Annotated in this window: 12 protein-coding genes; all 12 read left to right on the top strand. The window is 62.7% G+C overall.

What is annotated here, in order from left to right; translation table 11 throughout:
• The first annotated feature begins 72 nt into the window (after positions 1-72).
• A complete protein-coding gene (nuoG, locus tag NP945_RS23700; protein WP_256747674.1) occupies positions 73-2,154 on the top strand; it encodes an NADH-quinone oxidoreductase subunit NuoG in 2,082 nt (693 codons plus the stop codon).
• 2 nt (positions 2,155-2,156) lie between these two features.
• Complete coding sequence (nuoH, locus tag NP945_RS23695) at positions 2,157-3,200, top strand: NADH-quinone oxidoreductase subunit NuoH (protein ID WP_127398567.1); 1,044 nt, start codon at positions 2,157-2,159, stop codon at positions 3,198-3,200.
• The gene (nuoI, locus tag NP945_RS23690; protein ID WP_023812382.1) at positions 3,200-3,691 is read left to right on the top strand and encodes an NADH-quinone oxidoreductase subunit NuoI; all 492 of its coding nucleotides are present in this window, start codon (positions 3,200-3,202) and stop codon (positions 3,689-3,691) included. The genes nuoH and nuoI overlap by 1 nt, the downstream gene beginning before the upstream one ends.
• Positions 3,692-3,930: 239 nt before the next feature.
• Positions 3,931-4,551, top strand: coding sequence for an NADH-quinone oxidoreductase subunit J (locus NP945_RS23685; protein ID WP_256747673.1), 621 nt, complete (start codon positions 3,931-3,933; stop codon positions 4,549-4,551).
• 1 nt (position 4,552) lies between these two features.
• A complete protein-coding gene (gene nuoK / locus NP945_RS23680; protein WP_010910101.1) occupies positions 4,553-4,861 on the top strand; it encodes an NADH-quinone oxidoreductase subunit NuoK in 309 nt (102 codons plus the stop codon).
• A gap of 10 nt (positions 4,862-4,871) precedes the next feature.
• Positions 4,872-6,845 (top strand): NADH-quinone oxidoreductase subunit L, encoded by a 1,974-nt coding sequence (nuoL, locus tag NP945_RS23675; protein WP_127267203.1) that lies wholly within the window; start codon positions 4,872-4,874, stop codon positions 6,843-6,845.
• Positions 6,845-8,350 (top strand): NADH-quinone oxidoreductase subunit M, encoded by a 1,506-nt coding sequence (locus tag NP945_RS23670; protein ID WP_127331476.1) that lies wholly within the window; start codon positions 6,845-6,847, stop codon positions 8,348-8,350. Before nuoL ends, NP945_RS23670 begins: the two co-directional genes overlap by 1 nt.
• Positions 8,351-8,368: 18 nt before the next feature.
• A complete protein-coding gene (gene nuoN, locus NP945_RS23665; protein WP_127331474.1) occupies positions 8,369-9,805 on the top strand; it encodes an NADH-quinone oxidoreductase subunit NuoN in 1,437 nt (478 codons plus the stop codon).
• A 5-nt stretch (positions 9,806-9,810) separates the two neighbouring features.
• Positions 9,811-10,632 (top strand): biotin--[acetyl-CoA-carboxylase] ligase, encoded by an 822-nt coding sequence (locus NP945_RS23660; protein ID WP_256747672.1) that lies wholly within the window; start codon positions 9,811-9,813, stop codon positions 10,630-10,632.
• A 118-nt stretch (positions 10,633-10,750) separates the two neighbouring features.
• Positions 10,751-12,421, top strand: a complete 1,671-nt coding sequence (locus NP945_RS23655; RefSeq protein ID WP_256747671.1) for a ribonuclease J — start codon at positions 10,751-10,753, stop codon at positions 12,419-12,421.
• Positions 12,422-12,536: 115 nt separating this feature from the next.
• A complete protein-coding gene (mce, locus tag NP945_RS23650) occupies positions 12,537-12,941 on the top strand; it encodes a methylmalonyl-CoA epimerase (RefSeq protein WP_256747670.1) in 405 nt (134 codons plus the stop codon).
• Complete coding sequence (locus tag NP945_RS23645) at positions 12,938-13,222, top strand: DUF1467 family protein (RefSeq protein WP_127267197.1); 285 nt, start codon at positions 12,938-12,940, stop codon at positions 13,220-13,222. The genes mce and NP945_RS23645 overlap by 4 nt, the downstream gene beginning before the upstream one ends.
• The last annotated feature ends 307 nt before the right edge of the window (positions 13,223-13,529 follow it).

Here is a 13,529-nt window from a genome sequence, read left to right as displayed (position 1 = left end):
TGAAGTGCCCGACGTGGTCTCGACCGCGTCCGGAAAAAGAGATTGCGGGAACTCCGCAGGGGTTTGAGGCGAATGGCAAAGCTCAAGGTCGACGGGAAAGAGATCACTGTACCCGACCACTACACGCTGCTGCAGGCGGCGGAAGACGCTGGCGCGGAAGTGCCGCGCTTCTGCTTCCATGAGCGGCTGTCGATCGCCGGCAATTGCCGCATGTGCCTGATCGAGGTGAAGGGCGGGCCGCCCAAGCCGCAGGCATCCTGCGCCATGAACGTGCGCGACCTGCGTCCCGGCCCGAATGGCGAGGCGCCGGAAATCTTCACCAACACGCCGATGGTCAAGAAGGCCAGGGAAGGCGTGATGGAGTTCCTGCTGATCAACCATCCGCTGGATTGCCCGATCTGCGACCAGGGCGGCGAATGCGACCTGCAGGACCAGGCGATGGCGTTCGGCGTCGATTCCTCGCGCTATCACGAGAACAAGCGCGCGGTCGAAGACAAATACATCGGACCGCTGGTCAAGACGGTGATGAACCGCTGCATCCACTGCACGCGCTGCGTCCGCTTCACCACCGAAGTCGCCGGCATCTCCGAACTGGGCCTGATCGGCCGTGGCGAGGATGCCGAGATCACCACCTATCTCGAACAGGCGATGACGTCGGAGCTGCAGGGCAATGTCATCGACCTTTGCCCGGTCGGCGCGCTGACCTCGAAGCCATTCGCCTTCCAGGCGCGGCCGTGGGAGCTGACCAAGACCGAATCCATCGATGTGATGGATGCGGTCGGCTCGGCGATCCGTGTCGATAGCCGGGGCCGCGAAGTGATGCGCATCCTGCCGCGCGTCAACGAGGCGGTGAACGAGGAGTGGATCTCCGACAAGACCCGCTTCATCTGGGACGGCCTGCGCACGCAGCGCCTCGACCGCCCCTATGTGCGCAAGGACGGCAGGCTGGTTGCCGCCAGCTGGGCCGAGGCCTTCGCCGCGATAAAGGATGCGGTGTCGAAGACGGCGCCCGAAAAGATCGGCGCTATCGCGGGCGATCTCGCCGCCGTCGAGGAAACCTATGCGCTCAAGCTGCTGATGGCTTCGCTCGGCTCGAAGAATACCGATTGCCGCCAGGATGGCGCCGCACTCGACCCGGCGCTCGGCCGTGCGAGCTACATCTTCAACCCGACCATCGAAGGAATCGAGCAGGCCGATGCGGTGCTGATCATCGGCGCCAATCCGCGCTATGAAGCCTCGGTGCTCAACGCCCGTATCCGCAAGCGCTGGCGGATCGGCAATCTGCCGGTCGGCGTCATCGGCGATGTCGGCGATACCCGCTACGACTACGAACAGCTGGGCGCCGGACCGGATTCGCTGAAGGATTTGGCCGACGGCAACGGCAAGTTCTTCCAGACGCTGAAGAAGGCGACACGCCCTCTGATCATCGTTGGCCAGGGCGCGCTGGCGCGTGCCGATGGCGCGGCCGTGCTCGGACAGGCGGCCAAGCTCGCCGCCGCCGTAAACGCTGCCCGCGCTGACTGGAACGGCTTTGCCGTGCTGCACAACGCGGCCGGACGTGTCGGCGGCCTCGACCTCGGCTTCGTGCCGGGCGAGGGCGGCAGAAACGTTGCCGGCATGCTGGGCGAAATGGAGCTCCTGTTCCTGCTCGGCGCCGACGAGATCGACATGGCCAAGACCGGCGGCGCTTTCGTCGTCTATATCGGCACGCATGGCGACCAGGGCGCGCACCGCGCCAATGTCATCCTGCCGGCGGCCGCCTACACGGAAAAGTCGGCCACCTACGTCAACACCGAAGGCCGCGTGCAGCAGACCAACCGCGCCGGCTTCGCGCCGGGCGAGGCGCGCGAGGACTGGGCGATCCTGCGGGCGCTGTCGGATGTGCTGGGCAAGAAACTACCGTTCGATTCGCTGCCGCAGCTGCGCGCCAAGCTCTATGGCGAATACCCGCATCTGGCCCGTATCGATCAGGTCGCGGCCGGCAATGCCGAGGATATCGCCGAGGTGGCGAAGCTCGGCGGGCGGCTGAACAAGGGCACCTTCACCTCGCCGGTGACGGATTTCTACCTGACCAACCCGATCGCGCGGGCATCGGCCGTGATGGCGGAATGCTCGGCACTGGCCAAGAGCGGCTTCAAGCAGGCGGCGGAATAAGCATGGACACTTTCTTCTCCTTCTACGTGCTGCCGGCGCTGATTATTCTGCTGAAATCGGTCGTGCTGATCGTTATCCTGCTGATTTTCGTTGCCTACATCCTCTACGCCGACCGCAAGATCTGGGCGGCGGTGCAACTGCGCCGTGGCCCGAACGTCGTCGGCCCCTGGGGCACGCTGCAAGCTTTCGCCGATCTGCTGAAATTCGTCTTCAAGGAGCCGGTCATCCCGTCCGGCGCCAACAAGGGCGTGTTCCTGCTGGCGCCGCTGGTGTCGGCCGTGCTGGCGATCTCGGCCTGGGCGGTCATCCCGGTCGATCAGGGCTGGGCGATCGCCAACGTCAATGTCGGCATCCTCTATGTTTTCGCCATCTCCTCGCTCGAGGTCTATGGCGTGATCATGGGCGGCTGGGCCTCCAACTCGAAGTATCCGTTCCTCGGCGCGCTGCGTTCGGCGGCGCAGATGGTGTCCTACGAAGTCTCGATCGGCTTCGTCATCGTCACCGTTCTGCTCACCGCCGGCTCGCTCAACCTCACCGATATCGTGCTGTCGCAGCATGATGGAATTGGTACGCGGCTTGGCCTGCCCAACACGTTCCTCGACTGGAACTGGCTGGCGCTGTTCCCGATGTTCATCATCTTCTTCATCTCGGCCTTGGCCGAGACGAACCGGCCGCCTTTCGATCTGGTGGAAGCCGAATCGGAGCTGGTCGCCGGCCACATGGTCGAATATTCGTCGACGCCGTTCCTGCTGTTCTTCCTTGGCGAGTACGTTGCCATCGTGCTGATGTGCGCGCTGGCCACCATCCTGTTCCTCGGCGGCTGGCTGCCTCCGTTCGACTTCGCGCCGTTCACCTGGGTGCCGGGTGTCATCTGGTTCGTGCTGAAAGTCTGTTTCGTGTTCTTCGGCATCTCCATGGTGAAGGCCTTCGTGCCGCGCTACCGCTACGACCAATTGATGCGGCTTGGCTGGAAAGTGTTCCTGCCGATCTCGCTGTTCATGGTGGTCGCCACAGCGGCCTTCCTCAAGATCACGGGGTTTGCGTGATGTCCGCTCTTTCCCAAGCCGCCAAATCGCTGCTGCTGCAGGATTTCGTCAGCGCCTTCTTCCTGTCGATGCGCCAGTTCTTCGCGCCGAAGGAGACGATCAACTATCCGCACGAGAAGGGGCCGACCAGTCCGCGCTTCCGCGGCGAGCATGCGCTGCGCCGCTATCCCAATGGCGAAGAACGCTGCATCGCCTGCAAGCTGTGCGAGGCAATCTGCCCGGCGCAGGCCATCACCATCGAGGCCGGCCCGCGCCGCAATGACGGCACGCGCCGCACGGTTCGCTACGACATCGACATGGTGAAGTGCATCTATTGCGGCTTCTGCCAGGAAGCCTGCCCGGTCGACGCCATCGTCGAGGGGCCGAATTTCGAATTCGCGACGGAGACGCGCGAGGAACTCTACTACGACAAGGACAAGCTGTTGGCGAATGGCGACCGGTGGGAGCGCGAACTGGCGCGCAACATCTCGCTGGACTCGCCCTACCGCTGATATTTGACGCATGGGCGGGGCAGGGGCCTCGTCCAGAGGATGATCCCGAAAAGTTGCGGACTTTTCGGACCAGATCATGCTCCGGAATACAGAGTGGCCCATGTTTCTTTCGATCGGGCCTTTCAACCCGATCGGAACATGGGCTAGGACAACGCGGCTTTGGAACCGGAGGCGGAACCAGGCCAGAGACAACAAACAGGACGAGCGTCCTGTTCGTACAGGAACCCGGGGGATCCCCAATGTTGAGTGGACTAGAGGCGGCCTTTTTCTACCTCTTCGCCTTTGTCGCGGTGGCGTCGGCGTTCATGGTCATTTCGTCGCGCAACCCCGTGCATTCGGTGCTGTTCCTGATCCTGACCTTTTTCAACGCCGCCGGCCTGTTCATGCTGACCGGGGCCGAGTTCCTGGCGATGATCCTGCTCGTCGTCTATGTCGGCGCGGTGATGGTGCTGTTCCTGTTCGTCGTCATGATGCTCGACGTCGATTTCGCCGAGATGAAGGAAGGCGCCCTGCAATATGCGCCGATAGGCGCGCTGGTCGGGCTGATCCTGGCGGCGGAGCTGATCGTCGTGCTCGGCGGCTACACTTTCGCGCCGCAGCTCGCCTCGACGGTCTCCAAGCCCATTCCGGATCTCGCCACGCGGACAAACACGGCCGCACTCGGCGACATCCTCTATACGGACTACTTCTACTATTTCCAGATTTCGGGCCTCGTGCTGCTGGTCGCCATGATCGGCGCCATTGTGCTGACGCTGCGCCATAAACCAGGCGTCAAGCGGCAGTCGATCGCAGCCCAGGTCGGCCGCACGCCGGCGACCGGTATGGAAATCCGCAAGGTCAAGACAGGCGAGGGACTCTGAGATGGTTGTCGGCATCGCGCATTATCTGACCGTATCGGCTGTTCTGTTCACGCTCGGCGTGTTCGGCATCTTCCTGAACCGCAAGAACGTCATCGTCATCCTGATGTCGGTCGAACTGATCCTGCTGGCGGTCAACATCAATTTCGTCGCCTTTTCGGCGGCACTCGGCGATCTGGTCGGCCAGGTGTTCGCGCTGTTCGTGCTGACGGTCGCGGCGGCCGAGGCCGCCATCGGACTTGCCATTCTCGTCGTCTTCTTCCGCAACCGCGGCTCGATCGCGGTCGAAGACGTGAACATGATGAAGGGTTGACGGAACCACCATGTATCAGGCCATCGTCTTCCTTCCCCTGCTCGGCTTCCTGATCGTCGGCCTGTTCGGCACGTCGCTCGGCGCCAAGGCGTCCGAATACATCACCTCCGGTTTCCTGGTGATCGCGGCGGTGCTGTCGTGGGTCGCTTTCTTCACCGTCGGTTTCGGCCATGGCGAGGTGTTCACCGTGCCGGTGATGCGCTGGATCCAGTCAGGCGGGCTGGAAGCGGCCTGGGCGCTCAGGATCGACACGCTGACGGTGGTGATGCTGGTGGTGGTCAACACCGTGTCGGCGCTGGTTCACATCTATTCGATCGGCTACATGCACCACGATCCGAACCGGCCGCGCTTCTTCGCCTATCTGTCGCTGTTCACCTTCGCCATGCTGATGCTGGTGACATCAGACAATCTGGTGCAGATGTTCTTCGGCTGGGAAGGGGTGGGCCTCGCCTCCTATCTGCTGATCGGCTTCTGGTACAAGAAGCCGTCGGCCAATGCCGCGGCAATCAAGGCCTTCGTCGTCAACCGCGTCGGCGATTTCGGCTTCGCGCTCGGCATTTTCGGCCTGTTCGTGCTGTTCGGCTCGGTCAATCTCGGCACCATCTTCGCCAATGCGGCAACGTTCATTCCGGCCGAAGGCGCCCCGCACGGCGCCGCGGTGCTGACCTTCCTCGGCTATGCGCTGGACAAGCAGGCGGCCATGACGATCGTCTGCCTGCTCCTGTTCATGGGCGCCATGGGCAAGTCGGCGCAAGTGCCGCTGCACACCTGGCTGCCGGATGCCATGGAAGGCCCGACACCGGTTTCCGCGCTGATCCATGCCGCCACCATGGTGACGGCCGGCGTGTTCATGCTGGCACGGCTGTCTCCGCTGTTCGAACTGTCGCATTCGGCGCTGACTGTGGTGACCTTCATCGGTGCCTTCACGGCCTTCTTCGCGGCCACCGTCGGTCTCGTCCAGAACGACATCAAGCGCGTCATCGCCTATTCGACCTGCTCGCAGCTCGGCTACATGTTCGTGGCGCTCGGCGTCGGCGCCTATGGTGCGGCGATCTTCCACCTGTTCACGCATGCCTTCTTCAAGGCGCTGCTGTTCCTCGGCTCGGGCTCCGTCATCCATGCCGTGTCCGACGAGCAGGACATGCGCAAGATGGGCGGCCTCAGGAAACTGATCCCGACCACCTACTGGATGATGGTGATCGGCACGCTGGCGCTGACCGGCGTCGGCATTCCGGTGACGGTCATCGGCACCGCCGGCTTCTTCTCCAAGGACGCCATCATCGAGAGCGCCTTTGCCGGCCACAATTCGGTTGCCGGCATGGCCTTCGTGCTTTTGGTCATCGCCGCCTGCTTCACCTCCTTCTACTCCTGGCGGCTGATCTTCATGACCTTCCACGGCAAGCCGCGGGCGAGCCATGAGGTGATGCACCATGTCCATGAATCGCCGCCGGTGATGCTGGTGCCGCTGTTCATCCTGGCCGCGGGCGCGCTGTTTGCCGGCGTCATCTTCCACGGTGCCTTCATCGGCGAGGGCTATGCCGAGTTCTGGAAGGCATCGCTGTTCACATTGCCTGACAATCACATCCTGCACGACATCCACGAATTGCCGCTGTGGGTCGAACTGTCGCCCTTCATCGCCATGCTGATCGGCTTCGCGCTGGCCTGGAAATTCTACATCCGCTCGCCGGAAATGCCGGTCAACCTCGCCGCGCAGCATCGCGGGCTCTACGCCTTCCTGCTCAACAAGTGGTATTTCGACGAGCTCTACGACTTCCTGTTCGTGCGGCCCGCCAAGCGCCTCGGCCATTTCCTGTGGAAGACCGGCGACGGCACCATCATCGACGGCCTTGGCCCGGATGGCATTGCGGCGCGCGTCGTCGATGTCACCGACCGCGTCGTCAAGCTGCAGACCGGCTATCTCTACCACTACGCCTTCGCCATGCTGATCGGCGTTGCCGCACTCGTCACCTGGATGATGCTCTGATGACCGCATGGCCAATCCTCTCGCTGGTCACCTTCCTGCCGCTGGTTGGTGTGCTGCTTATCCTGTTCATCAATGACGACAGCGAAAATGCACGCCGCAACATCCGCGCCATCGCGCTGTTGACGACGACTTTCACGTTCATCATCTCGCTGTTCATCTGGACCGGATTCGACAATTCGCAGTCCGGCTTCCAGTTCGTCGAGAAGGTCGCCTGGCTCGACTCCGGCATTTCCTACCATATGGGCGTCGACGGCATCTCGATGCTGTTCGTCATCTTGACGACGTTCCTGATGCCGCTCTGCATCCTGGCGTCGTGGGAATCGATCGAGAAGCGCGTGAAGGCCTACATGATCGCCTTCCTGCTGCTCGAAACGCTGATGATCGGCGTGTTCTGCGCGCTGGACATCGTGCTGTTCTACGTCTTCTTCGAAGCCGGCCTGATCCCGATGTTCATCATCATCGGCGTCTGGGGCGGCAAGCGGCGCGTCTACGCCTCGTTCAAGTTCTTCCTCTACACGCTCGCCGGCTCGGTGCTGATGCTGCTCGCCATCATGGCGATGTTCTTCCAGTCCGGCACAACCGACATCCCGACGCTGCTGACCCACAACTTCCCGGCCAACATGCAGACATGGCTATGGCTTGCCTTCTTCGCCTCCTTCGCGGTGAAGATGCCGATGTGGCCGGTGCACACCTGGCTGCCCGACGCGCACGTCGAGGCGCCAACGGCGGGCTCCGTCATCCTGGCCGGCATCCTGTTGAAGATGGGCGGGTACGGTTTCCTGCGGTTCTCCTTGCCGATGTTCCCGCTGGCGTCGGAAATGTTCGCGCCGCTGGTCTTCGCGCTGTCCGTCGTCGCCATCATCTACACCTCCCTGGTGGCGCTGATGCAGGAGGACATGAAGAAGCTGATCGCCTATTCGTCGGTTGCTCATATGGGCTTCGTCACCATGGGCATCTTCGCCATGAACCAGGAAGGCGTGCAGGGCGCGATCTTCCAGATGCTCAGCCACGGCCTCGTCTCCGGCGCGCTGTTCCTGTGCGTCGGTGTCATCTACGACCGCATGCACACACGTGAGATCGCGGCCTATGGCGGCCTGGTCAACAACATGCCGAAATACGCCACGGTGTTCCTGATCTTCACCATGGCCAATGTCGGCCTGCCCGGTACCAGCGGCTTCGTCGGCGAGTTCCTGACCATGCTCGGCGTGTTCCGGGTCAACACCTGGGTGGCGTTCTTCGCCGCCACCGGCGTCATCCTGTCGGCCGCCTACGCGCTCTGGCTCTACCGCCGGGTGATCTTCGGTGCGCTGACCAAGGACAGCCTGAAGGGCCTGCTCGACCTGTCGCTGCGCGAGAAGGTGATCATCTACCCCCTGGTCGTTCTAGTCATCTTCTTCGGCGTCTATCCCGCCCCGGTCTTCGACGCGACGGCCGAATCGGTCAAGTCGCTCGTCACCAATGTCACTGCATCCATCGGCGCCGCGCAGACCGCGGCGGCGAACTGACCAGAGGTTTTGCGAACCATGACGCCGGACCTTCTCTCCAGCCTGTCGCTCTCGACGCCAGAGCTGATCCTTGCCGTCGGCGCGCTGGCGCTGCTGATGGTCGGAGCCTATTCGCGCGCCAACACGGCCAACACGGTAACCGGCCTTGCGGTGGCCGTGCTGGCGATCGCAGGCGCCTGGCTGATCTTCCGGACCGGGCAGGGCAGCGCTTACGGCAATGCCTTCATCCAGGATTCCTTCGCCCGCTTCATGAAGGTGCTGGCGCTGGTCGGCTCGGCGGTGACGCTGGTGATGTCGATGCGCTTTGCCAAGGCTGAACGCTTCGACAAGTTCGAATATCCGGTGCTGATCCTGCTGTGCACGCTCGGCATGATGCTGATGATCTCCGCCAATGGCATGATCGGGCTCTATCTCGGCCTCGAACTGCAATCGCTGGCGATTTACGTGCTGTGCGCGATCAACCGCGACAATCTGCGTTCGACTGAGGCTGGCCTCAAATATTTCGTCCTCGGCGCGCTGTCCTCGGGCATGCTGCTCTATGGCATCAGCCTGGTCTACGGCTACACCGGCAACACCGGCTTCCAGGAGATCGCTTCTGCGCTCGGCAGCGGCGAGCGCCAGCTTGGCCTCGTTTTCGGCCTCGTCTTCGTGCTGGCCGGTCTGGCCTTCAAAATCTCGGCGGTGCCGTTCCACATGTGGACGCCAGATGTCTATGAGGGCGCGCCGACACCGGTGACGGCCTTTTTGGCGGCAGCACCCAAGATGGCGGCGATGGCGCTTATGGTGCGCGTCACCATGGGTGCGTTCAAGCCGATCGCCGCAGACTGGCAGCAGATCATCGTCTTCATCTCGATCGCCTCGATGGCGCTTGGTGCTTTCGCCGCCATCGGCCAGACCAACATCAAGCGGCTGATGGCCTATTCCTCGATCGGCCATATGGGCTACGCGCTGGTCGGCCTTGCCGCCAACAGCCAGGCCGGCGTGCGCGGCGTTGCCATCTACATGTTGATCTATCTGGTGATGACGCTCGGCACCTTCGCCTTCATCCTCGCCATGCGGCGCAAGGAAGGCAATGTCGAGCAGATCAGCGACCTGGCCGGCCTGTCGTCGACCAATCCTATCATGGCGACGATCCTGACCATCCTGATGTTCTCCCTGGCCGGCATTCCGCCGCTCGCCGGCTTCTGGGGGAAATGGTACGTCTTCCTCGCCGCCATCAACGCCAATCTCTATGCGCTGGCGATCATCGGCGTGCTGGCCTCGGTGGTGGGCGCCTATTACTACCTGCGCATCATCAAGATCATGTGGTTCGACGAACCGGTCGGCGGCTTCGTGCCGATGGCGACGGAATTGCGTGTCGTGCTCGGCGTCTCCGGCGCCTTCGTGCTGTTCTACGTGCTGATCGGCGGGCCGATCGGCACCTATGCCGAAGCCGCCGCCAAGACGTTTTTCTAGTCGGCATGGCATTTCGGCTGGCTCCAACCTCGGCGTCGGAAGGGTTCCGGCTCGAGGCGCATGAGAGCGTCGGCTCCACCAATGCGCTGGCACTGGACCACGCAAGGGCAGGCGACCCCGGCAGATTGTGGGTCGTTTCCAAGAAGCAGGAAAGCGGGCGTGGCCGGCGCGGCCGCGTCTGGGCGACCCCCGAAGGCAACCTGGCGGCGACGCTGCTCGTCATCACCAAGGCAGAGCTTCGCCTTGCCGCGACGCTGGGCTTCGTCGCCGGACTGGCGCTGGCCGATGCGCTCGACGCCGTGGTGCCGAAAGGCCGGATCGCCATCGGCCTCGACGGTGGCAGCGAAGGAAAGAACCGTTTCCAACTGAAATGGCCGAACGACGTGCTCGCCTCCGGCGCCAAGCTGGCCGGCATCCTGCTGGAATCGGCAATCCTGGAAGGCGGCCGTTTCGCGGTGGCGGTCGGAATCGGCGTCAATGTGGTGGCATACCCCGAGGATTTGCCCTATCCCGCAACATCACTCAGCGCGCTGGGCGCGGCATGCGATGCGGAAACGCTGTTCCTGGCGCTGTCGGATGCATGGAGCGAGAATGCCCGATTGTGGGACGAGGGGCGCGGACTTGCCGCCGTCAGGCGACGCTGGCTTGATCGTGCTGCGGGGCTCGGCGGCGAGGTTGCTGTCAGAATTGACGGTAATGTGGTGCGTGGGGTGTTTGAGACCATTGACGAGGACTGCCGTTTCGTGATCCGCGACGATGAAGGTTCGGTTCGGACGATCGCCGCCGGCGATGTGCATTTCGGCGCGGTCGCTTCGGCCAGGGCATAGAGCCGTTCATGAACGGTTCTAACTGTTTGTTTTTGCGCAACTCCGGTGGGAAAACCGTTACACACTTTTCCCGGAATTGCTTTTTAGGCTTGGCCTGAGGGCCAGGAAGGGAAAAATCATGGCGAAAGCGGAAAACGCCGAACTCGTCTTCGTGCCGCTCGGCGGCGTCGGCGAGATCGGCATGAACTTCGCTCTTTACGGCTACGGGCCGCCCAATGCGCGCGAATGGATCGTCATCGATGTCGGGGTGACCTTCCCCGATGCCAGCCTGCCGGGCGTCGACCTTGTGCTGCCCGACACGCGCTTCATCGAGGAGAACCTCGCCAATCTGCGCGGCATCATCATCACGCATGCGCATGAAGACCATTATGGCGCGCTGCTCGACACATGGCCGAAGCTGAAGGCGCCGGTCTGGATGACGCCGTTCAGCGCCGGCCTGCTGGAGGCCAAGCGGCAAGGCGAGCAGGGCGCGCCGAAAATACCGGTGACGATCTACCGGGCGGGCGAGAAATTCACCGTCGGCCCGTTCGAGATCGAAGCCATTCCGGTCGCGCACTCGATTCCCGAGCCGATGTCGCTGGCCATTACCTCGCCGGCCGGCACCGTCATCCATACAGGTGACTGGAAGATCGATCCGGAGCCGACGATCGGGCCGAAGACCGACGAGGCGCGTTTCCGCGCCTATGGCGACAAGGGCGTTCTGGCGCTGATCTGCGATTCGACCAATGCGCTGCGCGAAGGTGAGTCGCCTTCCGAAGTGGCTGTGGGCGAGGGCCTCAAGGTCGTCATCCAGGCTGCCAAGGGCCGTGTCGCCGTCACCACATTCTCCTCCAATGTCGGACGCATCGTCTCGATCGCCAAAGCGGCGCGCGATGCCGGACGCCAGTGCCTGGTGCTTGGCCGTTCGCTGAAGCGGGTCATCGATGTGGCCGGCGAACTCGGCTACATGGACGGTCTGCCGGAGTTCATCGCCGAGGAGGATTTTGGTTTCATCCCGCGCGAGAACCTGGTCATCATCTGCACCGGCAGCCAGGGCGAGCCGCTGGCCGCACTGGCCAAGCTGTCGCGCGAAGAGATGAAGTCGGTGTCGCTGACGGCAGGCGACACGGTGGTGTTTTCCTCGCGTACCATTCCCGGAAACGAGAAGGCGATCCTCGAGATCAAGAACCGCCTCATCGACCTCGGCGTCAAGATCATAGAGGACGGCGATGCACTGGTGCATGTCTCCGGCCATCCGCGGCGCAGCGAATTGCGCAAGATGTATGAATGGGTGCGCCCGCAGATCGGCGTTCCCGTGCATGGCGAGGCGGCACATCTGGTGGCGCAGGGCTCGCTGATGTCGACATCGGGCATCGGCCAGGTGGCGCAGGTGCGCGACGGCGACATGCTCAGGCTTGCTCCCGGCCCAGCCACCATCATGGATCAGGTGCCGTTCGGCCGTATCTACAAGGATGGCAGACTGATCGGCACCGATGAGGCGATGGGCATCCGCGACCGGCGCAAGCTGTCCTTTGCCGGCCATGTGGCGGTCAATGTCGTCCTGGACGACAAATATGAGCTTGCCGGCGACCCCGACCTGGTCGCCATCGGCGTCGCCGAGGCCGATGGCCGTGGCGAGTCGCTGGAAGATCTGATGATCGATGCGGCAATCGGCGCGGTGGACTCCATCCCCCGTCAGCGCCGAAAAGACCTCGACTTGGTGCAGGAAGCAGTGCGGCGCGCCGTGCGCGGCGCCGCCAACGAAGCCTGGGGCAAGAAGCCGCTGGTGACTGTATTCGTCACAAGATGACGAAAGGGAGTAGGGGAGTAGGGGAGTAGGGGAGTAGGAAGAGCAACAGCTGACATCTGTCTTTTCCCCTACTCCCTTACTCCCGTATTCCCATACTCCCTACTTGGGAGTGCCTATGCTCGGACGTCTGAACCATGTCGCGCTTGCCGTGCCGGACCTTACGGCCGCCGTCGCCGCCTATCGCAACACGCTGGGTGCCGAAGTGACGGCGCCGCAGGCGCTGCCGGAGCATGGCGTCACGGTGGTGTTCGTCAATGTCGGCAACACCAAGGTCGAACTTCTGGAGCCATTGGGCGAGGGGTCGCCGATCGCCGCCTTCCTGGAGAAGAACCCTTCCGGCGGCATGCATCACCTTTGCTATGAGGTCGACGACATCCTGGCCGCACGCGATCAGCTCAAGGCCGCCGGTGCCCGCGCGCTGGGCGACGGCAATCCGAAGATCGGCGCGCACGGCAAGCCGGTGCTGTTCCTGCATCCGAAAGATTTTTTCGGAACGCTGATCGAACTGGAGCAATCATGAGCTGGGTTTCGTTCACCGCCTTGTTTTTCGCGACCTGGTGGGTGGTGCTGTTCGCCGTGCTGCCGTTCAGCGTGAGGACGCAGGACGACGATCGTGACGTGACGCTGGGCACGGTTCCGAGCGCGCCGCGCGGTCCCCACATGCTGCGCGCCGTGATCCGCACCACCATCGCCACCGCGATCCTGATGGGCATTTTCTATGGCCTGACGCATGGGCTTGGATACAGCCTCAACGACATCCCGCACATCGTGCCGGAATTCAGCCAAACCTTAGCCAAATAGCCGGCCCCGGCCCAAGAAGATTTGTCCGGCAAAGACGTTTTCATCCTTCGGAACAGCTTGGTTCCAGACAGGAATGCCGTGCCGTTTTGCGGCCGGACGAGCGCTGACGCTGGGTAAGGTGGTTTGGCAACGCGTTGCGCTAAGCAGATGATTGCACAAAAAAAATGCAAGGCACGAGGCCTTGCAATTTAAACGCGTCCGATCTGTTTCCGGTTTCCGGCGGCAGCGAGTAACCGCGCCTAGATCGCATCCTCCCAAGACTTTGACCGCGTAGGAGAGCAGATTTTTTTCTACCCTCTCGGTTATC

This window comes from Mesorhizobium sp. LMG17149 (assembly GCF_024518695.1).
Lineage (GTDB): Bacteria > Pseudomonadota > Alphaproteobacteria > Rhizobiales > Rhizobiaceae > Mesorhizobium.
Note: the sequence above shows the minus strand (reverse complement) of the source record. Positions and strands in the feature narration are given on the sequence as shown.